Origin of the sequence: Stenotrophomonas maltophilia R551-3 (assembly GCF_000020665.1) — a bacterium.
Lineage (GTDB): Bacteria > Pseudomonadota > Gammaproteobacteria > Xanthomonadales > Xanthomonadaceae > Stenotrophomonas > Stenotrophomonas maltophilia_L.
Map to the genome: position 1 here is coordinate 773158 of NC_011071.1, position 23321 is coordinate 796478.

At 67.8% G+C, this 23321-nt stretch carries 25 protein-coding genes; 13 read left to right on the forward strand and 12 right to left on the reverse strand.

Features of this window, described 5'->3' with window-relative positions; genetic code table 11:
- Positions 1-91: 91 nt before the first annotated feature.
- Positions 92-1363 carry a sensor histidine kinase gene (locus SMAL_RS03325; protein ID WP_012510089.1) on the forward strand — a complete coding sequence of 424 codons (1272 nt, stop codon included), beginning with the start codon at positions 92-94 and terminating at the stop codon, positions 1361-1363.
- Positions 1364-1522: 159 nt separating this feature from the next.
- Here the strand turns inward: SMAL_RS03325 and SMAL_RS03330 are convergent, their stop codons facing one another.
- Positions 1523-2224, reverse strand: a complete 702-nt coding sequence (locus SMAL_RS03330) for an SGNH/GDSL hydrolase family protein (protein ID WP_012510090.1) — start codon at positions 2222-2224, stop codon at positions 1523-1525.
- 212 nt (positions 2225-2436) lie between these two features.
- Here SMAL_RS03330 and SMAL_RS03335 point away from each other — a divergent pair, with 212 nt between their 5' ends.
- From SMAL_RS03335 to SMAL_RS03380, 10 genes are all read left to right on the forward strand, one after another.
- A complete protein-coding gene (locus SMAL_RS03335) occupies positions 2437-2832 on the forward strand; it encodes a diacylglycerol kinase (protein WP_012510091.1) in 396 nt (131 codons plus the stop codon).
- Between the two features lie 32 nt (positions 2833-2864).
- Positions 2865-3614 carry a TerC family protein gene (locus SMAL_RS03340; RefSeq protein WP_012510092.1) on the forward strand — a complete coding sequence of 250 codons (750 nt, stop codon included), beginning with the start codon at positions 2865-2867 and terminating at the stop codon, positions 3612-3614.
- Positions 3615-3878: 264 nt separating this feature from the next.
- Positions 3879-5039 carry an MFS transporter gene (locus SMAL_RS03345; protein ID WP_012510093.1) on the forward strand — a complete coding sequence of 387 codons (1161 nt, stop codon included), beginning with the start codon at positions 3879-3881 and terminating at the stop codon, positions 5037-5039.
- A 548-nt stretch (positions 5040-5587) separates the two neighbouring features.
- Complete coding sequence (locus SMAL_RS03350; RefSeq protein WP_012510094.1) at positions 5588-6208, forward strand: LemA family protein; 621 nt, start codon at positions 5588-5590, stop codon at positions 6206-6208.
- Positions 6209-6211: 3 nt separating this feature from the next.
- Positions 6212-7099, forward strand: a complete 888-nt coding sequence (locus tag SMAL_RS03355) for a TPM domain-containing protein (RefSeq protein ID WP_012510095.1) — start codon at positions 6212-6214, stop codon at positions 7097-7099.
- The gene (locus SMAL_RS03360) at positions 7099-7593 is read left to right on the forward strand and encodes a TPM domain-containing protein (protein ID WP_004144481.1); all 495 of its coding nucleotides are present in this window, start codon (positions 7099-7101) and stop codon (positions 7591-7593) included. The genes SMAL_RS03355 and SMAL_RS03360 overlap by 1 nt, the downstream gene beginning before the upstream one ends.
- A gap of 51 nt (positions 7594-7644) precedes the next feature.
- Positions 7645-8532: a prolipoprotein diacylglyceryl transferase gene (gene lgt, locus SMAL_RS03365; RefSeq protein WP_004144483.1), complete on the forward strand. Its 888-nt coding sequence runs from the start codon at positions 7645-7647 to the stop codon at positions 8530-8532.
- The gene (locus SMAL_RS03370; protein WP_012510096.1) at positions 8529-9323 is read left to right on the forward strand and encodes a thymidylate synthase; all 795 of its coding nucleotides are present in this window, start codon (positions 8529-8531) and stop codon (positions 9321-9323) included. Before lgt ends, SMAL_RS03370 begins: the two co-directional genes overlap by 4 nt.
- 8 nt (positions 9324-9331) lie before the next feature.
- Entirely contained in the window at positions 9332-9883 is a 552-nt protein-coding gene (locus SMAL_RS03375) for a hypothetical protein (protein WP_012510097.1), read from the forward strand.
- Positions 9884-9896: 13 nt separating this feature from the next.
- Complete coding sequence (locus SMAL_RS03380) at positions 9897-10388, forward strand: dihydrofolate reductase (protein ID WP_012510098.1); 492 nt, start codon at positions 9897-9899, stop codon at positions 10386-10388.
- An 89-nt stretch (positions 10389-10477) separates the two neighbouring features.
- Here SMAL_RS03380 and SMAL_RS03385 read toward each other — a convergent pair whose 3' ends face one another.
- The 10 genes from SMAL_RS03385 to SMAL_RS03430 form a co-directional block, all read right to left on the reverse strand.
- The gene (locus SMAL_RS03385) at positions 10478-11125 is read right to left on the reverse strand and encodes a DUF1287 domain-containing protein (protein ID WP_012510099.1); all 648 of its coding nucleotides are present in this window, start codon (positions 11123-11125) and stop codon (positions 10478-10480) included.
- A complete protein-coding gene (locus tag SMAL_RS03390) occupies positions 11122-12156 on the reverse strand; it encodes a symmetrical bis(5'-nucleosyl)-tetraphosphatase (RefSeq protein ID WP_012510100.1) in 1035 nt (344 codons plus the stop codon). Before SMAL_RS03390 ends, SMAL_RS03385 begins: the two co-directional genes overlap by 4 nt.
- A gap of 15 nt (positions 12157-12171) precedes the next feature.
- Positions 12172-12555, reverse strand: a complete 384-nt coding sequence (gene apaG, locus SMAL_RS03395; RefSeq protein WP_032968744.1) for a Co2+/Mg2+ efflux protein ApaG — start codon at positions 12553-12555, stop codon at positions 12172-12174.
- A 13-nt stretch (positions 12556-12568) separates the two neighbouring features.
- Positions 12569-13372, reverse strand: coding sequence for a 16S rRNA (adenine(1518)-N(6)/adenine(1519)-N(6))-dimethyltransferase RsmA (rsmA, locus tag SMAL_RS03400; RefSeq protein ID WP_012510102.1), 804 nt, complete (start codon positions 13370-13372; stop codon positions 12569-12571).
- A complete protein-coding gene (gene pdxA / locus SMAL_RS03405) occupies positions 13369-14349 on the reverse strand; it encodes a 4-hydroxythreonine-4-phosphate dehydrogenase PdxA (protein WP_012510103.1) in 981 nt (326 codons plus the stop codon). The genes rsmA and pdxA overlap by 4 nt, the downstream gene beginning before the upstream one ends.
- Positions 14350-14352: 3 nt before the next feature.
- Entirely contained in the window at positions 14353-15696 is a 1344-nt protein-coding gene (locus SMAL_RS03410) for a peptidylprolyl isomerase (protein ID WP_004144556.1), read from the reverse strand.
- Entirely contained in the window at positions 15693-18173 is a 2481-nt protein-coding gene (gene lptD, locus SMAL_RS03415; protein ID WP_012510104.1) for an LPS-assembly protein LptD, read from the reverse strand. Before lptD ends, SMAL_RS03410 begins: the two co-directional genes overlap by 4 nt.
- Positions 18174-18262: 89 nt before the next feature.
- Complete coding sequence (locus tag SMAL_RS03420) at positions 18263-19201, reverse strand: histone deacetylase family protein (RefSeq protein WP_004144562.1); 939 nt, start codon at positions 19199-19201, stop codon at positions 18263-18265.
- Positions 19202-19210: 9 nt separating this feature from the next.
- Positions 19211-19765 (reverse strand): cob(I)yrinic acid a,c-diamide adenosyltransferase, encoded by a 555-nt coding sequence (locus tag SMAL_RS03425; protein WP_004144563.1) that lies wholly within the window; start codon positions 19763-19765, stop codon positions 19211-19213.
- 8 nt (positions 19766-19773) lie between these two features.
- Positions 19774-20358, reverse strand: coding sequence for a hypothetical protein (locus SMAL_RS03430; RefSeq protein ID WP_004144564.1), 585 nt, complete (start codon positions 20356-20358; stop codon positions 19774-19776).
- A 107-nt stretch (positions 20359-20465) separates the two neighbouring features.
- On the opposite strand from SMAL_RS03430, the gene ubiH reads away from it, so the two are divergent.
- Complete coding sequence (gene ubiH / locus SMAL_RS03435; RefSeq protein ID WP_012510105.1) at positions 20466-21674, forward strand: 2-octaprenyl-6-methoxyphenyl hydroxylase; 1209 nt, start codon at positions 20466-20468, stop codon at positions 21672-21674.
- Positions 21671-22852, forward strand: a complete 1182-nt coding sequence (locus tag SMAL_RS03440) for a UbiH/UbiF family hydroxylase (protein WP_012510106.1) — start codon at positions 21671-21673, stop codon at positions 22850-22852. Before ubiH ends, SMAL_RS03440 begins: the two co-directional genes overlap by 4 nt.
- 68 nt (positions 22853-22920) lie before the next feature.
- Here SMAL_RS03440 and SMAL_RS03445 read toward each other — a convergent pair whose 3' ends face one another.
- A complete protein-coding gene (locus SMAL_RS03445) occupies positions 22921-23316 on the reverse strand; it encodes an EF-hand domain-containing protein (RefSeq protein ID WP_012510107.1) in 396 nt (131 codons plus the stop codon).
- Between the last annotated feature and the right edge of the window lie 5 nt (positions 23317-23321).

Genomic DNA, 23321 nt, shown 5'->3' on the forward strand with positions numbered 1-23321 from the left:
GACCGGCAGGCGGTACCGCCGGTCAGCGCCCATGCACGACTACGGCGCGGTGCGCTGCCTATAATCGCAGCGCTCCGACCGGGACCCCGCAATGCCGCACGGCCTGCCGCGCAAGATCCGTATCGCTTTCATCCTGCAGGCAGTGCTGGCCAGCCTGGGCATCCTGCTCGGTGCCTGGCTGGTATCGCTGGTGATCAAGCACAGCCTGGTCGGCGCCGCCCTGCGCGAGGAAGCGGCGTACTTCTGGACCCTGCACGAGGCCTCGCCGGTGCAGCCGCCACCCAACACCCAGAACATCCGTGGCTACCTGCTGGAAAGCGGGCAGTCGGCGTTGTCGTTGCCGGCCAACCTGCGCAATCTGGAGCCGGGCTTCCACGAACTGCGCAAGGACGACCAGCTGGTACTGGTCGATGTGCGCCCGGCCGGCCGCCTGTACCTGGTGTTCCTGCGTTCGCGCGCGGAAATGCTGGCGTTCTGGTTCGGCATCGTGCCGGTGCTGCTGACCCTGCTGGCGGTGTATGGCGCCAGCTGGGTGACCTATCGCGCCTCCAAGCGGCTGGTGTCGCCGGTGAACTGGCTGGCGCGCCGTGTCTCGCGCTGGGACCCGGGCCATCCCGAGGCGGCCGACCTGGAGCCGAACAAGCTGCCGGCGGACATGCAGGGCGAGACCCGGCAGCTGGCCGCCGCACTGCATTCACTGGCCAACCGGGTCAGCGCGCACGTGGCCCGTGAGCGCAACTTCACCCGCGATGCCAGCCATGAGCTGCGCACACCGCTGACCGTGATCCGCGTGGCCAGCGACATGGCGCTGGGCGATGACAGTCTGCAGCCGCGCCTGCGCCGCAGCCTCCAGCGTATCCAGCGCGCCGGGCGTGACATGGAGGCAGTGATCGATGCGTTCCTGATCCTGGCCCGCGAGGCCGATGTCGAGCCGCAGATCGAGCTGTTCGACGTCAACGACATCGTCCGCTACGAGGTGGACAACGCCAACGAGCTGCTGGGTACGCGTCCGGTATCGGTGCACCTGCACAGCGATGGTCCGGTGCAGCTGCATGCGCCGCCACGGGTGCTGCAGGTGGTGGTCAGCAATCTGGTGCGCAACGCCTGCAGCTATACCGACGAAGGGCGCATCGACGTGCACGTGCACAACGACCGGGTGGTGGTGCGCGACACCGGCATCGGCATGTCCGCCGAGGCGCTGTCGCGCGCGTTCGAGCCGTTCTACCGCGCCGAGCCGAGCCGCCCGCAGGGTACCGGCCTGGGCCTGTCGATCGTGCGTCGGCTGTGTGATCGCTTCGGCTGGAAGGTCAGCCTGGCCAGTGAGCCGGGCAAGGGCACCGAAGCCACGGTGATTTTCCGCTGACGCCACGCCGGGCATGGCCCGGCGCTACCACGGTGCTTGGCCGGGGTCGGATCCCGTTGCCACGCAACGGGCTCTGACCCCACGCCCGATCCCGGTAGATCCACGCCATGCGTGGATGGGCGGCGGTAGCGCCGGGCCATGCCCGGCGTCGGCAATGGCTCAGTTGCAGTTGACCTTCGGCGCCAGTGCCCTGGTCCAGATCGCATAGCCGGCCGGGGTCATGTGCAGCATGTCCTCGCGGAACAGCGACGCATCCGGCTGGCCGTCGGTGCCGAGCATCGGCGTGTAGACGTCGGTGAAGCCGGTGTTGGGCAGCTTGGCCAGGGCCGCCTTGATCAGCGTGTTGGCCTCGTTGATCGCCGGCAGCAGGTGCGCGCGCGACGGGCTTGGCTTAATCGACAGGTACTCCACCTTCGTCTTCGGCAGGTCGCGATGCACGCGCTGCACGAAGGCAACCACATCGTCGCGCACCTGCACGGCGCTGCGGCCGCTGTTGAGGTCGTTGTCACCGGCGTAGAAGAACACCTTGCACGGTGCATACGGCACCACGATCTGGCCGGCATACCAGGTGCTGTCGCGCACTTCCGAACCGCCGAAACCACGGTTGAACACCGGCTGGCCGGGGAAGTCGGCTGCCAGGCCTTCCCACATGCGGATCGAGGAGCTGCCGATGAACTCGATGCCGCCCCGTGGCGGTGGGCTGGTCTGGTCGGTGCTGGCGAAGTGGGCCATGTCGCCGGCCCAGGCCACGTTGGAGACCTGCTCGGGCACGCGCGGCGGCTTGGCCGGGCTCAGCGCCTGAGCCAGCGGTGCGGCGGTCAGCAGGCCCAGCATCAGCAGGCAGGTACGGCGACGGGACATCAGGCGCTCCAGCAGGGAAGGGGAAAGCCATCATAGAAGCTGGGCCGGGCCGGGGCTTGCCCCTGGCAGGCCATTGGCCAGGGCCGCCCGGCGTACGGCTGGCGGCCTTGTGGCAAAATGGCGGCCATCTGCCTATCCCTGTGCACCCATGATTCCCTGCCGTGCGTCTGAGCGGTCGCTGCGCCGCGCCCCTGTTGCTGGATGTTCCACCCGTGGCTGATCAGTTCGGCCATCTGCCCCGCGGCCCGCGCCGCATCTTCCAGGCCGCCCGCTGGTCCTGGCAGGGCCTGCGCGCCGCCTGGCTGCATGAGTCCTCGTTCCGGCTGGAGGTCTACCTGCTGATCCTGCTGACCCCGGTCGCGGTCTGGCTGGGCCAGACCCCGGTCGAGCGCGCGCTGCTGATCGGCTCGATGCTGCTGGTGCTGGCGATGGAACTGGCCAACTCGGCCATCGAGGCGGTGATCGAGCGCTACGGCAGCGAGATCCATGAGCTGGCCGGGCGCGCCAAGGACATGGGCTCGGCGGCGGTGTTCATGCTGATGATGAACGTGCTGCTGTGCTGGGGCCTGGTACTGGTGCCGCGCCTGTTCCCGGCCAGCGCCGGCTGATCCTTCTTCCTCCCCCTTGTTGAAGACTTCCCATGTCCCTTGAGTTTCTCGCCGATCCGAACGTCTGGTTGACCCTGTTCACCCTTAGTGCGCTGGAAATCGTGCTCGGCATCGACAACCTGGTGTTCATTTCCATCGCGGTCAGCAAGCTGCCCGAGCACCGCCGCCCGTTCGCACGCCGGCTCGGCATCGCCGTGGCCTGCATCACCCGTATCGGCCTGCTGGTGTCCCTGGCATACCTGGCGCACATGCAGGCGAACCTGTTCACCGTGGCCGGCATGGGCATTTCCATCCGCGACCTGGTGCTGATCGTCGGTGGCCTGTTCCTGATCATCAAGGGCTGGATGGAGATCAAGGAAATGATCACCGGTGGCGAGGATGAGGACCCGAGCACGACCAAGACCTCGGCTGTGTTCGGCTACGTGATCGCGCAGATCGCGATCATCGACATCGTGTTCTCGCTGGATTCGGTGATCACTGCCGTCGGCATCGCCGACCACGTGCCGGTGATGGTCGCCGCGATCCTGCTGTCGGTGGCGGTGATGCTGCTGGCCGCCAACCCGCTGGGCCGCTTCATCGATGCCAACCCGACCGTGAAGATGCTGGCCCTGGCCTTCATCCTGCTGATCGGTGCGGTGCTGATCCTGGATGGCCTGGACGTGCACGTGCCCAAGCCCTACATCTACGCGGCGATGGGCTTCTCGGTGCTGGTGGAGTGGCTGAACCTGCTGATGCGCCGCCGCGCACGCGAACACCACGTGCCGGGCGCCGGCGACTGGTAAGCGGCTCACAGGCAAGCGTGTCACCCCGAACCCCCGGCCCTGCCGGGGGTTCTTCGTTTCGGGGCCGCTGCGCCCGCCGGGCATGGCCCGGCGCTACCGTTCGTGGCGTGGTCTGGTAGCGCCGCGCCATGCCCGGCGGGGAGGTTCCCGCCAGCTGTGAATTGAGATCAACAGTGTTTTCCCGGGGCGAGGCTTAATCCGGGCCGGTAAAGCGCGCAGGCTACGCGCTCTTTCCCAGGACCTGCCCCCACGCAGGATGACCCCATGAACTCCAGAGCCGCCTTGTTGGCCCTCGCTGTTGGCGCTTTCGCCATCGGCACTACCGAATTCGCGCCGATGGGCCTGCTGCCGGTCATTGCCGACGGCGTAGGCGTGAACATCCCCACCGCCGGCATGTTGATCACGGCCTACGCCGTGGGCGTCATGCTGGGTGCACCTGTGATGACCCTGCTGATGGGACGCTTCGGCAAGCGCACTGCGCTGATGCTGCTGATGTCGATCTTCGTGGTCGGCAACCTGCTGTCGGCACTGGCCCCGAACTACGGCCTGCTGCTGTTGTCGCGCCTGGTCACCAGCCTCAATCACGGTGCCTTCTTCGGCATCGGTGCGGTGGTCGCCGCCAGCCTGGTACCGAAGGAAAAGCAGGCGGCCGCCGTGGCGACCATGTTCATGGGCCTCACCATCGCCAACATCGGCGGTGTGCCGCTGGCCACCTGGGTGGGGCAGCAGCTGGGCTGGCGCCTGTCCTTCGCCGGCACGGCGGTGCTGGGCCTGGTCGCGATCACCGCGCTGGGCCTGGCCCTGCCGGCATCCGCGCCCGATGCGCGTCCGGACGTGCGCCGCGAACTGAAGGCGATCCTGCAGCCGCAGGTGCTGCTGGCCATGGCCACCACAGTGCTCGGCGCCGGCGCGATGTTCACCCTCTACACCTACGTGGCGCCGGTGCTGACCGAGCTGACCGGCGCCTCCAACGCCTTCATCGCGATGTCGCTGGCCCTGATCGGCATCGGCTTCACCTTCGGCAATGGCATCGGCGGGCGCATGGCCGACTGGTCGCTGGATGGTGCCACCCGCATCCTGCTGGCGGTACTGGCCGTGTTGATGTTCGTGCTGCCGCTGGCCTTCATGAATCACGCCACGGCGGCGCTGGGCGTGCTGCTGTTCGGTGCCGCGACCTTCGCGATCGTGCCGCCGCTGCAGATCCGGGTGATGCAGGCGGCCAGCGAGGCGCCAGGCCTGGCGTCGTCGATCAACGTCGGTGCGTTCAATCTCGGCAATGCGCTCGGTGCAGCACTGGGTGGTGCGGTGATCAGTTCGGGCCTGGGCTACGCCGCGATTCCGGTGGCCGGTGGCCTGCTGGCGGCCTCAGGGTTGCTGCTGGCATGGCTGGGGCGTCCGCGCGCTGCGGTGGCTGAGGCCTGCTGAGGAGTGTTGGATTCCGGCAGGGCTTGCAGCCCTGCACCCGCTGCAATCAACGTCAACGGCAAAAGCCGGCGCTGGTTTTCTGAGGGTTGGGCGGGGTGGTGTGGGTTGGCAGGACACGCCGTGAACCCATCCATGGGGGCTCGATGGCGCCATCCATGGCGCCAACGGTCCTGCCAACCCACACCGCCCCACCTCCGACAGATTGCCGCGATCGGTCGGAAAGGCGTTCTGCTTTGGTAGGTGTCGACCTTGGTCGACACGAATGCCTGAAGAACCGGCTTTTGCTTTTATTTTTTTCTTTTGATCTTCCCGCGGTGCGCAGGAAACCGTATGAGGCCGGGCGGGTGGGCGTGGCGGGGGTGTCCGCGGCATGGATGCCGCGGCCAAGCCTCCAGGGACGGATTCACGGCGTCCCCCGCCATGCCCACCCGCCCGGACTATTCAGGCGATCCATGAGCATGGCCACCGCGGAGGGGGCGGCGCCCGATGGCCGGTCTTTCACCCGAACCATGGCATGCTCGGCGCCAAGCCCACCCGGAACCTTCGCCATGCGCCTGTTCACCCGCGTCCTGCCCTTGATGCTGCTGGCTTCACTGCTCTCCGGCTGTGGCTACAACGCCATCCAGCAGAAGGATGAAGCGGTCAAGGCCAGCTGGTCCGAAGTGCTCAACCAGTACAAGCGCCGTGCCGACCTGGTACCCAACCTGGTGCAGACCGTGAAAGGCTTTGCCAGCCAGGAAGAGCGCGTGCTGACCGAAGTCACCAACGCCCGCTCGCGGGTCGGTCAGATCAACGTCAACGCCGACGACGAAGCCTCGCTCAAGCAGTTCCAGCAGGCCCAGGGCGAACTCGGCAGCGCGTTGTCGCGGCTGCTGGTGGTCACCGAGAATTATCCGGTGCTCAAGTCCGACCAGAACTTCCGCGATCTGCAGGCGCAGCTGGAAGGTACCGAGAACCGCATCACCGTCGCCCGCGGTCGCTACATCCAGCAGGTGCAGGACTACAACACCTACATCCGCTCGTTCCCGCAGGTGATCACCGCCAAGATCTTCGGCTACAAGACCAAGCCGAACTTCACCGTGGACAACGAAGCGCAGATCTCCAACGCGCCGGCGGTGGATTTCGGCAGCGCGCCGCAGCAGCAGCCGGCTCCGCAGCCGGGCCATTGACCCATGCGCCTGGCCACTGCGCTGCTGGCCCTGCTGCTGTGGCTGCCGTTGGCGTCGCAGGCCCAGCAGCTGGCGCCGATTCCGGCGCTGGACTCGCCGGTGGTCGATACCACCGGAACGCTGGATGCCGCGCAGAAGCAGGCGCTGGTGCAGCAGGCACTGGACCTGCAGCAGCGCAAGGGTAGCCAGCTGCAGGTGCTGGTGGTGCCCAGCACCCAGCCTGAGGACATCGCGCAGTACACCACGCGGGTCTTCGACCAATGGCAGGTCGGCCGCAAGGGCGTGGATGACGGTGTGCTGCTGGTGGTGGCGAAGGACGACCGGCGCGTGCGCATCGAACCGGGCTACGGCCTGGAGGGCGCCATTCCCGATGCCATCGCCAACCGGGTCATCCAGGAATATCTGGTGCCGCGCTTCCGAGCCGGCGACTACGCCGGTGGCATCACCGATGCCACCGCGGTGCTGGTGAAGATCGTCGATGGCGAGGCACTGCCGGCGCCGGTCAGCGGCCAGCGGGGCCGCGAGCCCGACGGTGGCGGCGATACCTGGTTCCTGGCCCTGTTCATCGGTGTATTCGCCGGCAGCATCCTGCGCGGCGTGTTCTCGCGCGTGCCGCGACCGTTGCGTGGCCTGCTCGGCGGTGCCGGTGCCGCACTGGCGGCGTTCCTGTTCACCTCCACCCTGCTGGCCAGTGGCCTGGCGGGCATCGTCGGCCTGATCGTGGCCATGCTGTCCGGCCATCCCGGGCGCTTTGCCGGTGGTGGAGGCTGGGGCGGTGGCAGTTGGGGCGGCGGAGGCGGCTTCGGCGGGGGCGGTGGATTTGGTGGTGGCGGCGGCTGGGGCGGCGGCGGTGGCCGTTCCGGCGGCGGCGGTGCTTCGGGAGGCTGGTGATGATCCAACGTCTGTGTCGCCATGTATTTTCGCCGTCGGTGCGGCGTGCGTTCCCGCCGGCCACGCTGCAGGCGATCACCGAGGCCATCGCGGCCGGTGAGCAACGCCACGGTGGCCAGGTGATGTTCGCGGTCGAAGCCGACCTGCCGTGGGCCGCGTTGTGGCACAAAGTGACCCCGCGCCAGGCCGCCGAACACGCCTTCGCCCGCCTGCGTACCTGGGACACGGCCCACAACAACGGCGTGCTGATCTACCTGCTGCTGGCCGATCACGCGATCGAGATCGTCGCCGACCGCGGCCTGCACGGCCGGGTCAGCCCGGCGCAGTGGCAGCGGGTCTGCACCCACCTGCGCGAGGGCCTGCGTGGTTCCAATCCGGTGGAAGCGCTGCAGGATGCCATCGACGAGGTCTCCAGCCTGATCGAAGGGCACTTTCCAGCCTCGACGCGGTCGAACGATGACGCGTTGCCGAACTCGCCCCAGCTCCTTGGTTGAGCCGGGGCGGCACTGGCCCGAGAATAGGCGTTCAACCGCAAGGCACCTTCCATGATCTATTTCCACGACATCGACCCCATCGCCCTCTCGCTGGGGCCGATCAAGGTGCACTGGTACGGCATCATGTACCTGCTCGGCTTCACCGCAGCCTGGCTGCTGGGCCGCAAGCGCATCGCCGATGGGCGCCTGCCGGGCGTCGATGCCAACGGCTTCTCCGACCTGCTGTTCTACGCCATGCTCGGCGTGGTGCTGGGCGGGCGCATCGGCTACATGCTGTTCTACGCGCTGGGCGATTTCCTGCACAACCCGCTGCTGCTGTTCAAGGTGTGGGATGGCGGCATGAGTTTCCACGGCGGCCTGTTGGGCGTGATTGCCGCCTGCTGGTGGTGGTCGCGCAAGCACAAGCTGCATTTCTTCGACACCATGGATTTCATGGCGCCGCTGGTGCCGCTGGGCCTGGGCTTCGGCCGTATCGGCAATTTCATTGGTGCCGAGCTGTGGGGCAAGTACACCGACGGCAGCTGGGGCGTGGTGTTCCCGTCCGGCCTGCCGGCACCGCTGAACCAGCTCGACCACGCCACCCTGCAGGCGCAGTTCGCGACCGGCGCGTTGAACCAGTTCGCCCGCCATCCCTCGCAGCTGTATGAAGCGTTGCTGGAAGGCCTGGTGATGTTCGTGGTGCTGTGGGCGGTATCGGCCAAGCCACGCCACCGCTACCTGGTGGGTGGCCTGTTCGCGCTGATGTACGGTCTGTTCCGCTTCGCGGTGGAGTTCGTGCGCATGCCCGACAACGGCGTCTACGTGGCCTTCGACTGGCTGACCCGTGGCCAGATCCTCAGCCTGCCGCTGATCGCCTTCGGCCTGGTGCTGCTGGTGATGTCGCGCCGCGCGCCGGTACTGCAGCCGCAGCTGCCGGTGGCTGCCGAGGGCAAGGCATGAAGGCTTACCTGGACCTGCTCTCGCACGTGCTGGAACACGGTGCCGAGAAGAGCGACCGCACCGGTACCGGCACCCGCAGCGTGTTCGGCTGGCAGATGCGTTTCAACCTGGCCGACGGCTTCCCGCTGGTCACCACCAAGAAGCTGCACCTGCGCTCGATCATCCACGAGCTGTTGTGGTTCCTGAAGGGCGACACCAACATCGGCTACCTGAAGGACAACCAGGTGCGGATCTGGGACGAGTGGGCCGACGAGAACGGCGACCTCGGCCCGGTCTACGGCAAGCAGTGGCGCAGCTGGGCCACTGCCGATGGCGGTGAGATCGACCAGATGCAGTGGCTGGTGGACGAGATCAAGCGCAACCCCGATTCGCGGCGGCTGGTGGTCAGCGCCTGGAACGTGGGCGAGCTCTCGCAGATGGCGCTGATGCCGTGCCACAACCTGTTCCAGTTCTACGTGGTGGACGGCAAGCTCAGCTGCCAGCTGTACCAGCGCAGCGGCGACATTTTCCTCGGTGTGCCGTTCAACATCGCCAGTTACGCGCTGCTGACCCACATGGTGGCGCAGGCCACCGGCCTGGGCGTGGGTGACTTCGTGCACACGCTGGGCGATGCGCACCTGTATTCGAACCACTTCGAGCAGGCCCGCGAGCAGCTGTCGCGTGAGCCGCGCGCGCTGCCGAAGCTGTGGTTGAACCCGGAGGTAACCGACCTGTTCGGCTTCCAGTTCGACGACATCCGCATCGACGGCTACGATCCGCATCCGGCGATCAAGGCGCCGGTGGCGGTATGAGCGCGCGCATGCTTTCCCGCTGCCTGTTGGCGCTGTGTGCCGCGCTGCCTCTGGGCATGGCCCAGGCCGCACCGTCGGATACGCTGTCGCTGGCCAGGCAGGTCAATGAGCAGATCGTGCACAAGCACATGCGCGAGGAAGTGCAGGCGTTCGCCGGGGCATTCAACGGCAGCACGATGATGCCCCAGGATGTGCCGGAAGGCTGCCGGGCACAGATGAGTGAGGCGGTGACCGGCATGTACACGGCGATGACCGAGCACCTGAAGGCGGGCGTCGAGAACCCGGCGTATCAGCGTGAGCTTGAACAGGGTCTGGCCACCGTCTATTCCAACGACCAGCTGAAGGCGTTCCTGGCGCGCGGCGCCAGTGACGATATCGCTGCGCTGTCGGCAGAGATCCTGTCGGGACCGGGCCTGAAGGAGATCGAAGAGGCGCAGAAGCAGAAGATCCTCGCTGGCCTGGATGAGCAGACCACGTCCAGCCCTGCGCTGGCTGCGGCATTGCAGGCCGCCAGTGCCGCGAACGCTGCCTGCGAACGCCTGCAGATCGATGCCAGCTGAGGAGGTGGTAGCAATGAAGCTGTCGATGATCGTGGCGCTGGACCGCAATCGTGGCATCGGCCAGGGCAATGCCATGCCCTGGCACCTGCCGGATGATTTCAAGCATTTCAAGGCGCTCACCCTGGGCAAGCCGATCCTGATGGGGCGCAAGACCGCCGAGTCGATCGGCCGCGTGCTGCCGGGGCGGACCAACCTGGTGCTGACCCGCAGCGGCCAGGTGCCATTCGAGGGCATGCGCGCGGTGGCGTCACTGGACGAGGCGAAGGCGATTGCCGAAGGCGAGGGCGCCAGCGAACTGTGCATCATCGGCGGCGGCGAGATCTTCCACCAGCTGCTGGACCAGGCCAGCGACCTGTACCTGACCTGGGTCGATGCAGAAGTCCCCGCCGACACGCATTTCCCTGAGGTGGACGCGGATGACTGGCAGGAAGTGAGCAGCGAGCCGCACCCGGCCGATGAACGCCACGCCTACGCGTTCCGCTTCGTGCACTACGTGCGCCGCTGACCGCCGCGCATCTGTAGAGCCGAGCCATGCTCGGCTGCTTTCCGCGGACACCTCCCGTAGCCGAGCATGGCTCGGCTCTACAGGATTGCCTACGGCATCCGGTAATGCCCGATGATCGTGTGCTGGAACAACAGGTTCTCTTCCCGCGTGCCGCGCGCGATGTTGTGCAGCACCAGCGGCGTGCCATCGGCCAAGCGCCGGTCGGAGACGATGCCCACATGCAGCAGGCCGTTGCCGTTGAGTTTCCAGGCGACGATGTCGCCGGCTGCGTAGTCGGCGGCGGCGGTGCTGATCGGCTGCTGCCAGCGCTGTCGCTCGAACCAGCGCATCAGGTTCGGGACGCGACGATGATCGATGTTGCGGTCCGGCCGTGACAGGCCCCAGATCGCCGGATAGGCGTTGAAGTTGCCGCGCATGTCTTCGTGCACGCGGGCCTGCAGGTCCAGGCCCTGGCTGCGCAGGGCACGCACCACCACGTCAGTGCATACGCCGCGATCCAGTGGCACGTCGCCGCCGGGATAGGCCAGCACCTGGTAAGCAGGGTCGTAGCGGGTGGTGACGCCGATCTGCGCGCGTGCCGCAGCCACCAGCGGCGGTGAGGCGGCCTGCGCTTGCGTCGGTGCGCGTTCAGCGCTGTCCGCAGCCGTAGGAGCAGGCGGCGAGCCGGGCTGGCAGCCGCTGGCCAGAGCCAGCGTCAGCAGCAGCACCGTCCATGGTGCCCAGCCCTGTCGTGTCATGCCTGCGGTGGTGCGCCGTTGTTGTTGCCACCACCACCGTTGCCGCCAGCGCCACCACGACGGCGGCGACGACGCGGGCCGCGGTTGCCCGGGTTGGCAGCGGGCGTAGTGCCGCCGCCGTGTTCCTTGCCTTGTTCCTTGCCCGGCGCTGCGGCGGCAGGCCGCTCGTGCGCCGGGCGCGCTGGCGGGCGGGCGTTGGGCACGGGTGCCGGTACATCGCGGCCTGGCACCTGCACCACGCGCAGTTCATCGGTATCGAGCTGGATCGCGGTGAGCTTGCCGCCCCACACCGCACCGGTGTCGATGGCGTGCACGCCCTGGGTGATGGTCAGGCCCAGCGCCGACCAGTGGCCACAGACGACCTTGAGGTCACGCTCGACCCGGCCCGGCACTTCGAACCAGGGGTACAGCCCCTGTTCCTGCGTGCCCGGCGTGCCCTTGTCCTCGATGCCGATGCGCCCACGCGGGGTGCAGTAGCGCATGCGGGTGAGCACGTTGATGATCGCGCGCGAACGGTCGTAGCCGGACAGGTTCGGTGCCCAGCTCGGCTTGTCGCCGTACATGTTGCGGAACAGCTTGCGGTAGCCGGCGCCGTGCAGCTGCACTTCGACTTCAGCGGCATGCCGCTCGGCCATCTGCGTGGTCCACTTCGGCGCCAGGCCGGCGTGCACCATCATCCAGCCCAGCTCGCGGTCCACATGCACCAGCTTCTGCAGGCGCAGCCAGTCCAGCAGTTCGTCGCGATCCTCGGCCTGCACGATGCGCAGCAGGTCCGGATTGACCTTGCGCTGTTCCTCTTCGGTGCGCGCACCCACGGCCAGCAGCGAAAGGTCGTGGTTGCCCAGCACCACCACGCTGTGCTCGCGCAGCGAGTGCACCAGCCGCAGCGTTTCCAGCGACTGGCCGCCGCGGTTGACCAGGTCGCCACAGAACCACAGGGTGTCCTGCGCGGGGTCGAAGCGGATCTTCTCCAGCAATCGCTGGGTGACGTCATAGCAGCCCTGCAGGTCGCCGATCGCCCACACACTCATCGTTCGGCCTCCGTGTCAGTGCAGGGTGCGCGGGATGGCCAGCACGAAAGGTGCGACCGCCGCAGCGAATTCGGTGCCATCGTCGGCAACCATGTCGTAGTGCCCCTGCATGGTCCCGTGATCGGTCCCCAGCATGACACCGGAGGTGTAACGGAAGTCTTCACCGGGGCGCAGGCGTGGCTGCTCGCCGATCACGCCATCGCCATCGACGTGCTCGACACGGCCGTTGGCATCGGTGATGCGCCAATGGCGTGCGATCAGGCGCGCGGCGACCTGCCCCTGGTTGTGGATGCGGATCGTATAGGCGAACGCATAGCGGCCGTCTTCCGGCGCGGATTGATCGTCGAGGAAGCGCGGGGCGACTTCGACGGAGATGGCATAAACGTCAGCGTCTTCCATACCGGCAGTGTAATCAGGAGGCATTGGCCAAAGCGATGAATTCGGCCACGTCCAGCTGTTCGGCACGGGCATCGGGACGCACGCCGGCGGCAGCGAACTGCTCGGCGGACACCACGTTGTTCAGGGCATTGCGCAGCGTCTTGCGGCGCTGGCCGAAAGCGGCCTTGACCACTTCGGCAAAGCGCTTGTGATCGCGGATGTTGATCGTGGCCGGGTCGCGCGGTACCAGTCGCACCACGGCCGAATCGACCTTCGGCGGCGGCCGGAACGCGCCCGGCGGCACCACGAACAGCGAGGTCACCTCGCAGTACGCCTGCAGCATCACGCTGAGACGGCCGAACACCTTGCTGCCGGGGCCGGCGGCCATGCGGTCGACCACTTCCTTCTGCAGCATGAAGTGCATGTCGCGGATCACCGCGGCATGTTCCAGCGCATGGAACAGGATGGGCGAGGAGATGTTGTAGGGCAGGTTGCCGACCAGGCGGATCGGCTGGCCGTCGGCCAGTTCGGTGAAGTCCACGCGCAGCACATCGCGGTGGACGATGGTCAGCTCGCCCAACGGTTCGGCGGCCGCGGTCAGCGGCGCGATCAGGTCGCGGTCGAACTCGATCACCGTCAGCTTCGGGTGCACGCGCAGCAGCGGCAGGGTGATCGCACCCTGGCCCGGGCCGATCTCGACCAGGCGGTCACCGTCTTTCGGGTTGACTGCCATCACGATCTTGTCGATGTAGTGGCGGTCGGCCAGGAAATGCTGGCCAAGCTGCTTCTTGGCCGGTGCGGTGAACACCGGGCCGGAGGGGGAATGCGGGGAATTCATGCGCTCAGTGTACGTTGCCGCGCAAGCTGCGCACACAGCGTCGTTGCCGCCTGCAGGCTGGAGGGATCGGCGATGCCGCGGCCGGCAAGATCCAGCGCGGTGCCATGGTCCACGGCCACGCGCGGGTAGGGCAGGCCCAGGGTCAGGTTCACTGCCTGCTCGAAGCCTGAGTACTTCAGCACCGGCAGGCCCTGGTCGTGGTACATCGCCAGCACGGTGTCGAAGCCGGCCAGCTTGGCGGGCAGGAAGGCGGTGTCGGCCGGAAGCGGCCCGACCAGATCCATGCCCTCTGCGCGCAGGCGCTGCAGCAGGGGGATGACCAGGTCCAGCTCCTCGCGGCCCAGATGGCCGTCTTCGCCGGCATGCGGGTTCAGGCCGAGCACGGCGATGCGAGGCGCAGCCAGGCCGAACTCGCGGCGCAGCGCGGCATGCACGGTACGCAGGGTGTGCTCCAGGCCGGGAGCGGTGATCGCATCGGCGACGTCGCGCAGCGGCAGGTGGGTGGTGGCCAACGCCACGCGCACGATGTGGTTGGCCAGCATCATCACCACCTTTACCCCGGCCTGGTCGGCCAGCAGTTCGGTGGTGCCGCTGTAGGCGATGCCGCCCTCGTTGATGACCGCTTTGTGCACCGGGCCGGTGACCACCCCGTGCAGTTCGCCGGACAGACAGGCCTGGCCGGCACCGAGCAGGGCGCCGATGACCGCGCCGGCATTGGCCGGATCGGCGTGGCCGAAATGGCTGGGTACGGCGTTGGGGACGGCACGCACGCGCAGGTCACCAGGGACACGCGCTTCGGCGTCCTCGGGCAGCAGCTGCAGTGGCAGGTTCAGCGCGGCCGCGGCCGCGCGCAGGGTGTCCGGGTCGGCGAAGGCCAGCAGCCGGCAATCTTCACGCGGCTGCTGGACAAGGCGGACGCACAGCTCCGGGCCGATCCCGGCGGGCTCGCCCGGTACCAGAGCGAGCTCGGGGCGCATCGGTCAGGACTGCGGCGGGGTCGCGGTGTTTTCCGCGCGGTCACCGCTGCGGAAGCTGACGTAGGCTTCGCCACGCAGTTCCTGCAGGAAGCGGTTGTACTCGTCTTCCAGCTTGCGGCGGCCGATGGTCTCGCGGACCTGGGCACGCTGGTTGTCGTTGGTCACGTCGGTCTGGCGGGTGGCCACGCGCTGCAGGATGTGCCAACCGGCATCGGTGCGGAACGGCTGGCTGACGCCACCGTCCTGGATGCCGGCGACCTGCTGGCCAAAGGCCGGGCCGAATGCGTCAGCCGGGAACCAGCCGAGATCGCCGCCCTGGCCCTTGCTGTTGCTGTCCTCGGAGGACTCCTTGGCCACGGTCTGGAAGTCGGCACCGCCGGCGATACGAGCGCGCAGGGTATCGATCTTGGCCTTGGCGGCAGCGTCGGTCTGGTGGTCGTCCACCCGCACCAGGATGTGGCGGCCGTGATACTCGGTGACGGTGTTCGCGCCGGCTGCGGCACTGGCATCACGTACTTCCACCAGTTTCAGCAGCTGGAAGCCGCTGGGGCCACGGATCGGGCCGACCACTTCACCGGCCTTCATCTTTTCCATCATCTGCGCGAAAGCCTGAGGGATTTCATCCAGGCTGCGCCAGCCCAGGTCGCCGCCTTCCAGCGCGTTCGGGCTATCAGAATAGCGGACGGCAGCGGCATTGAAGTCCAGCTCGCCCTTGTCCAGCAGCGCCTTCACGCCATCGGCCTTCTTCTGGCCGGTAGCGATCTGGTCGGCGTTGGCACCATCGGGCACGGCGATCAGGATGTGTGCCAGGTGGTACTGGTTGCCAACCGTGGCCTGCTGCTTCAGGGCGGCATCGACTTCGCCCTCGCTGACGCTGATGCGGCTCTGCGCGAAGCTCTGGCGCAGGCGCTGCACGGTGATCTCATCACGCACCGAAGCGCGGAAATCGTTGAAATCGATGCCGTCATGGGCCAGGCGCTGGCGCAGGGCGTCCAGCGTCGAACCATTCTGCTGGGCGATGGCATTCATCGCCTGGTTCAGCTCCTGGTCGCCGACCCGGATGCCGCTGCCCTGGGCACGGGCCACCTGCAGCTTGACCAGCACCAGGCGCTCAAGCACCTGCCGGCTGAGCACGTCTTCCGGTGGCAGCTGGTTTTCACGGCCGACGTACTGCGCCTTGATGTTGGCGATCGCACGCTGGAGCTCGCTCTGCAGGATCACGTCCTCATCGACGACGGCGGCGATGCGGTCAAGCGGCTGCGCCTCCTGGGCAAGCACCTGCAGGGGGGCGGACACGCTGGACACCGCCAGCAGCGAGGCGAGAAGAACGGGGAAGCGCTTGGTCATGGGATCAGATTCGGATCGTAGTCATCGCGGGCCGCTCCGGTGTTGCTGGGCGGCACAAGATAGAGGTCGTCGCGGTTGTAGCCGAGGATAGCACGGCGCAGAGTGCGGTCCGTGTCCTGGCCGATGGAGCTCAAGCCCTTGAGTACGAACTCGAGCTGGAAGGCGTTGTTCATCTCACCTTCGCGGTTGCGGACGTAGCGGCGGGCGACCGCACGCACGGCCAGACAGCAGCTGTCCCACTGCACGCCGGCGATGATTTCCAGCGGCTCCTTGTCCTGCAGCGAGTAGTAATAGCGGCCAACCAGGCTCCACCGCGCATTCAGCGGGTACAGGAAGGACAGGTCGGCCTGCTCCAGCAGGGTCCGGTCATGCTTGTTGGCGCCCGGGGCCGCACCGGCATTGATGCGGTAGCGGTAGCTCAGGTTGACCACGCCGTCGTTCGGCATCAGGTAGCGGGCACGGACGCTGGCCAGATCCTCGCGCTTGTACTTCGGGTCCCACTGGTAGGTGGCGCCCAGTGTCCAGCGGTCGTTGATCATGTAGTTGCCGTCGGCGATCCAGGCCGACTTGCCCTTCTCCACCGGCGCGCCGCCCGGGGTGGTGCTGACCCGCGACTCGTCGAAGTACTGGATCTGGCCGATCGCGGCCGAGAACCGTTCCTTGCCGGTGGTCTGGTCGATGAAGCGGGTTCCCAGCGCCAGGGTCAACTGGTTGGCATCGTTCTGCCGGTCGGCGCCGGTATAGCGCGAGTCGCGGAACAGCTGGCCCCAGCTGAAGGTGAAGTCACGCGTATCGAAGATCGGCAGATCGTCCTGGTTGCGATAGGGCGTGCGCAGGTAGAACAGGCGCGGCTCCAGGGTCTGCAGGAACGACTTGCCACCGATGCGGGTCTCGCGATCGAAGAACAGGCCGGCGTCGATGCTGCCGATCGGCAGGCTGCGGCTGGGCGAAGTGTTGCCACGCAGCTGCTCGGGCGTGGCGGTGTTCGGGTCGATGCCCTGCGAGCGCAGGACGTTGGCGCGCACCTGGTCTGCCAGGCCGCGATCCAGCTCGTAACCGGTATAGCGGTAGGCCAGGGTCGGGGTGACATACCAGGCCGCGCCACTGATCGGGAACGACACGTAGGGCTTCACGTCCAGGCGCGAACCACCGTACATGCGCTGCACCTGACCCGTGCGGGTGTACTGCAGGTCAGGGCCAGCCTCGGCACCGTACTTGAGGTTGATGTCGTCGTGGGTGAAGCGCACCGCTTCGGTGTAGATGCCGGTTTCCAGCCACGGCAGGACCGGCTTGTCCCAGGTGAAGTACAGGCGCGGCTGCCGGTTGTAGGCCAGAGCGCTCTCGTTGAGGGTGTAGTCGGTCAGCTGCCAACGGTCGGCCATGATGCCCGCCGTCCAGTTCTGGCCGGTACCGTACAGGCCGACCGTGCTCTGCAGGTTGGAGGCGGTCACCCCCACCAGGCGGTTGGCGAAGTCCTCGACATAACGTTCGTCGCTGACCCAGGCCAGGTTGGCGCGGGCCTGCCAGTTGCTGTTCACGTTGTGATAACCGGTGAACATCACCCGGCCGCGATCACGATCGCGCAGCTTGTCGTTGGGCATGAAGGAGGTCAGCACCTCGCCGCGGCCGCCGTTGTAGAGATAGCGGAACTCGTTGTCGAGCAGCAGGCCGCGCCGGCTCATGTAGCGCGGGGTCAGGGTATCGTCGTAGTTCGGCGCCAGGTTGAAATAGATCGGCTGCGCATAATCGAAGCCATTGCGCCCGGACATGCCCAGCTGCGGGAACAGCAGGCCGGTCTTGCGGCGGTCATCGATCGGGAACTTGAAGTAGGGCGCCCACAGCACCGGCACCTTGCCGATGCGCAGCACGGCGTTGCGGGCCGTGCCGAAGCCTTCGTCGTTGTCCACTTCGATCTGCGGCGCCGACAGCTTCCACACCGGCTGCGACGGGTCGCAGGTGGTGTAGGTGGAGCGGTGCATCTGGCCGACCGCGCCCTGCAGGTCGACCGACTCGGCATCGCCATTGCCCCGGCGCGACACCAGCTGGTACTGGATGTCGGTGATCTTGTGGGTGTCGCTTTCCTGGTTGCCCTCGGCGCGCTTGGCGACCATCCGGATCGACCCGTCCTGGTAGCGGACATTGCCGTCGGCGATGTAGTTGCCGGTCTCGGTATCGAAGCTGAGCTTGTCGGTACCGACGAACTGGTCACCCCGGCGCAGCGCCACGTTGCCCTCGTACTGCGGCACGGTGGTGGTGCCCAGCAGCTGGTCGCCTTCGATGTCGGTCGGCTGCTGTTCGCGCGCGGCGGCGGCAGTGGCCTTGTCCTGGCCGGGGACCGGGGTCGGGGCGTCGGTGAACGCGGGAATGACGTCGGTGGCCGGGCACAGGCCCCAGTTGAGCGGCTTTTCATCGGCCATTGCCGGCAGGCAGATGGCGATGCTCAGAGGCAGGGGAAGCAGGCGGAGGGCTCGGCGCACGCGGTTCGGATTCGGGCGAAAACGGACGGTAGCTTGCCCCATCCCTTGCATAGGGGCAATGAAGGGGGGCCGATCCTGCCGGTTCGGGTTCATCCGGCGCCGTCACCGGTGGCCGCTGACATCAGGGCCTGGACATGGGCCACGCTGCACTCGGCCAGGGCCTGCAGGTCGTAGCCGCCCTCCAGCATCGAGACCACCCGGCCGGCCGCATGGCGGCGTGCCAGCGCGTGCAGTTCACGGGTGATCCAGGCGAAATCGTCGGTCTCCAGCATCAGATCGGCCTGCGGGTCGCGCAGGTGGGCGTCGAAGCCGGCGGAGATCAGCAGGAGTTGCGGACGGAAGTCGTCGATGGCCGGCAGCATCTCGTCGGCCCAGACATTGCGGAAGCGGAAACCGCCACTGCCGGGGGGCAGCAGGATGTTCATCAGGTTGCCGGCACCGCGATCACGGCGCAGGCCGGAATTGGGAAACAGCCCGGCCTGGTGGGTGCTGTAGTACGAGACCCGGGCGTCGTGCTGGAAGATGTCCTGGGTGCCATTGCCGTGGTGGACGTCGAAGTCGACCACCGCGATACGCTCCAGTCCGTGGCGGTCGCGGGCATAGGCGGCAGCGATGGCGATGTTGTTCAGCAGGCAGAAGCCCATCGCCGTGCTGCTGGTGGCGTGGTGGCCCGGCGGGCGTACCGCGCAGAAGGCCAGCGGGTCCTCGCCCAGCATCACCGCATCGACCGCGGCCACGCCGGCACCGGCGGCGTGCACGGCGGCGCTGGCCGAGCCGGGCGAGGTCCAGGTGTCCATGTCCAGCTGGCGCAACGGCGCGGTCTGCGGCTGCAGCACGAAGTCGAGCAGGGCGCTGTCGTGGACCCGGGTCAGTTCGCCGAACTTGGCCGGCGGCGCCTCGCGCCAGTCCAGCTGATCAGGGAAGGCGGCGTGCAGTGCGTCGAGTACGTACTGCAGGCGCTGCGGGCACTCCGGATGGCCGGGGCCGGGGTCATGCAGCAGGCAGGACGGATGGGAGTAGACCAGCATCGTGCCGACTCAGCGCTGGCGCTGCTGTGGCTGCCACAGCGCTTCGCCGTGGCCATCGGCACGGGCCAGCACCCGGGCCAGCACGAACAGCAGGTCCGACAAACGGTTGAGGTACTGCAGCGCCTCGCTGCGCACAGCCTCGTGGCGGGCCAGGGTGACCGTCTCGCGCTCGGCGCGGCGGACGATGGTGCGCGCCAGGTGGCAGCGTGCAGCGGCCTCGCCGCCGGCCGGCAGGATGAACTCCTTCAGCATTGGCAGGCCTGCGTTGTAGTGGTCCAGCTGCTGCTCCAGCGCGGAGACATCGGCGGCGTGGATCGCGGCGTGGCCGGGGATGCACAGCTCGGCGCCGAGGTCGAACAGCTGGTGTTGCAGATGCACGACCAGCGCGCGCACGTCCTCGGGCAACGGGGCCGCCAGCAGCAGGCCGAGTGCGGCATTGGCCTCGTCGACGGTGCCGTAGGAGGCGACCCGGGCGTCATCTTTGGCCACGCGCTGGCCGTCACCGAGGCCGGTGCTGCCGTCGTCGCCGGTGCGGGTGTAAATGCGCGAGAGGCGATGACCCATGGTGCGGCTCAGTGGCGGATGTCGCGGCGGGCCTGCTGCAGCTTCAGCACCTGCTCCACGGCCAGCTGCAGGGCGGCGGCCAGCGCCACGTAGATCGCCGTGGTGCGCAGGTACGGCCCGAACCACTGCGCGTAGTTCTGTGCCCAGCCGGCCAGGGTCGGCTCGGCCACGTTGCGGCTGCTCCAGTAGAAGCCGCCCTGTGCCAGCAGATGGCAGACCGCCACCGAGGCAACCAGCAGCAGCGCGCCCTTGGCCAGCACCGACCAGCGCGCGCTCTGGTAGTTGCGGCCCAGCAGCATGCCGCCAGCCCACAGCGAGAAGTACGCCGGCAGCAGCAGCCAGTAGCCCGGCGACACGCAGTAGTGCTGCCAGAAATCCAGGCCACTGCTGCGGATCACGATCCAGTCCACCAGCACCGCGAACACCATCAGCAGCGGGAACGCCCAGCGCGTCCAGCGCGCCAGGTAGAAGCCGCCGATGAAGAACACGGCCCAGGAGGCATCGGGGATCGCCGCGAAGTGGTTGACGCGGGTCGCCGCCAGCAGCAGTACGAGTACTGACAGGACGAAGGCGCGGTTGGCGGTGTCGGACATGGCGGCGGGCCCGGAGCGGATTCAGGTTTCATTCTAGCCCGCCGCGCGGGTTGGCGCAGGTGGGATGCATTGGGCTTGCAGTGGGGGCGAGCGCGTATCATGAGCCCATGAGTGAACGACATGACGTGCTGATCGTCGGTGGTGGCCTGGTCGGTGCCAGCCTGGCCATTGCCCTGGACCGCCTGGGCCGCGACGTGGGCCTGCTCGAGGCCAGTCCGGCCGGAGAGCTGCCGGCGGTGTTCGACCAGCGCAATCTCAGTTTCGCCGCTGCCACCGTCAATGCGCTGACCGCGCTGGGGGTGATGCAGAAGCTGGCGATGGTACCGGGCCCGATCCGGCGCATCCATGTCAGTCGTGCCGGCGATTTCGGCCGTGTGCAGCTCGAAGCGGCCGATTACGACCGGCCGTGGTTCGGCCAGGTGGTGGTCGCGCGTGATTTCGGCCAGGCGCTGGAATCGCGTCTGCAGGAGCTGCCACGACTGCGTCGCTACCGGCCGATGCGGTTCCTGGGGCTGGGCGAGGTGGTCGATGGCTACCGCCAGGTGCGGGTGGCCGATGAGGCCGGCGAACGCGTGCTGCTGGCACGGCTGGTGGTCGGTGCCGATGGCACCAGCAGCGGCGTGCGTGGCGCACTGGGCATCGAGGCCGACCGCCACGATTTCCAGCAGACCCTGTTCGTGGCCCGCGTGCGCAGCCAGCGCGCGCCGGATGGCACCGCCTGGGAGCGCTTCACCGATACCGGCCCGACTGCCCTGCTGCCGCGTGGCGATCGCCACTTCGGCACCGTGCACGGTGTCGCGCGCGACCAGGCCGATGCGGTGTTGGCGTTGGACGATGCGGCCTGGCTGCAACGCCTGCAGAGCGCGATCGGCTGGCGTGCCGGCCGCCTGCTTGAATCCGGCCCGCGTAGTGCCTACCCGCTCATCCAGGTGCTGGCGCGCGCGCTGGCCGGTGAGCGCACGGTGCTGCTCGGCAATGCCGCGCAGACCATCCATCCGCTGGGCGCGCAGGGCTTCAACCTGGGCCTGCGCGATGCGCTGACCCTGGCCGAACTGCTGGAGGATGCGCATGAGGATGCCGGCAGTGATGCATTGCTGCAGGCCTATGTCGCGCGCCGCGAGGAAGATCGCCGGCAGACGGTGGCGTTCTCCGGTGGCCTGGCGCGCCTGACCAGCAACCCGGCGCCGCTGATGCGGCCGCTGCGCAGCCTTGGCCTGGTCGCCGCACAGCGCGCGTCGGTGCAGTCGATGCTGGTCGGTGGCGCGATGGGCTTCCGTGGTGAAGTGCCGCGCCTGTGCCGCGGAGAAGCCGCATGAGCCGGCGCACGCGTCTTGATGTAGCCATCGTTGGTGGTGGCGTCGTCGGTGCCGCGTGTGCGCTGGCGCTGGCCGATGCCGGCCTGTCGGTTGCGCTGGTGGAAGGCCGCGAACCAGCACCGTGGCAGGCCGCACAGCCGGACCTGCGCGTGTTCGCCTTCGCCGCTGATAACGTACAACTGTTGAACCGCCTGGGCGTGTGGCCGGCGATCGCGCAGGCCCGCGCCTGCCCTTACCGGCGCATGCAGGTGTGGGATGCGGCCGGTGGCGAGGATCTGCTGTTCGACGCCGACCGCTTCGGTCGTCGCGAGCTGGGCTACATCGTCGAGAATGGCTTGTTGCAGGATCGCCTGTGGGCGGCACTGCCAGCGGCGGGCGTGCAGCTGCACTGCCCGGCACGGGTGGAAGCGCTGGAACAGGATGATGACGGTGTTCGCCTGCGCCTGGACGACGGTCGTCGTCTGGAAGCGGCGCTGGCAGTGGCGGCCGATGGCGCCGAGTCGACCTTGCGCCAGCTGGCCGGGATCGAGGTGGAGCGGCATGACTACCACCAGCGTGGCGTGGTGGCCTATGTGGACAGCGATCTTCCCAACCAGGCCACCGCATGGCAACGCTTCCTGCCGACCGGGCCGCTGGCGCTGCTGCCGGTGGCCGAGCGCCGCAGTTCGATCGTCTGGACCCTGCCCGAGGATGAAGCGGCTCGCGTGCTGGCCTTGGACGAGGACGCCTTCAACCGCGAACTGACGCGTGCGTTCGCCGCGCGCCTGGGCGAACTGCGGCTGGCATCACCGCGTGCGGCGTTCCCGCTGCGTCGGCAGCTGGCCCGTCACTACGTGGCCGGCCGCGTGCTGGCGTTGGGCGATGCCGCGCACGTAGTGCATCCACTGGCCGGGCAGGGCGTGAACCTGGGGCTGCGCGATGTCGCCGCCCTGCAGCAGTGGCTGGCGCCGTCGGCCGAACGCCGCGGCCAGCCGCGGCTGTCGCCGCAGCGCCTGCAGCGCTGGGCACGCGAACGGCGCAGCGACAACCACATCGCCGCTTACAGCTTCGATGCGATCAACCGCCTGTTCTCCAACGACGAGATGCACCTGACCCTGGCCCGCGGCCGCGCGCTGGGCTGCGTCGGCAAGTGGCCGCCGCTGGTGCAGGCATTCTGGAAGCGCGCCGCCGGGGTCTGATGCAAAAAGGGGACGGAGGGGATTAAGTCGTATGTGCACATACGACTTAATCCCCTCCGTCCCCTTTTTCAATCAACCAACCAACCGGCCAGGTCGGCACGATCCAGCTTGCCGCGGCGCTTCACGTCCAGCGCATTGAATTCATCGGCCAACGCCGGATTCGCCTGCGCTTCCTCGCGGCTGATGAAGCCATCACCGTTCACATCCAGCGCAGCGAAGTGGATGCGGTACTGGCCGACCACGCTGCTCGGTTCCAGCGAACGCACGGTCACCTGTGCCTCGCCGGCCGGCCGTGCAATCTCGACGCTGCCGCTGACCCGGCCGGCATCCAGCGGCTGCTGGCGGATCGCGCCGCCGGTCGGGCCCAACGGCTGGCTCTGCGCCGGCATGGGTGGCAACTGCTGTGCAATGGCCGGTGCGGCTGCCAGTACGGTGATCAGCAAGGCGAGCGGGTGGTATCGCATGGTTC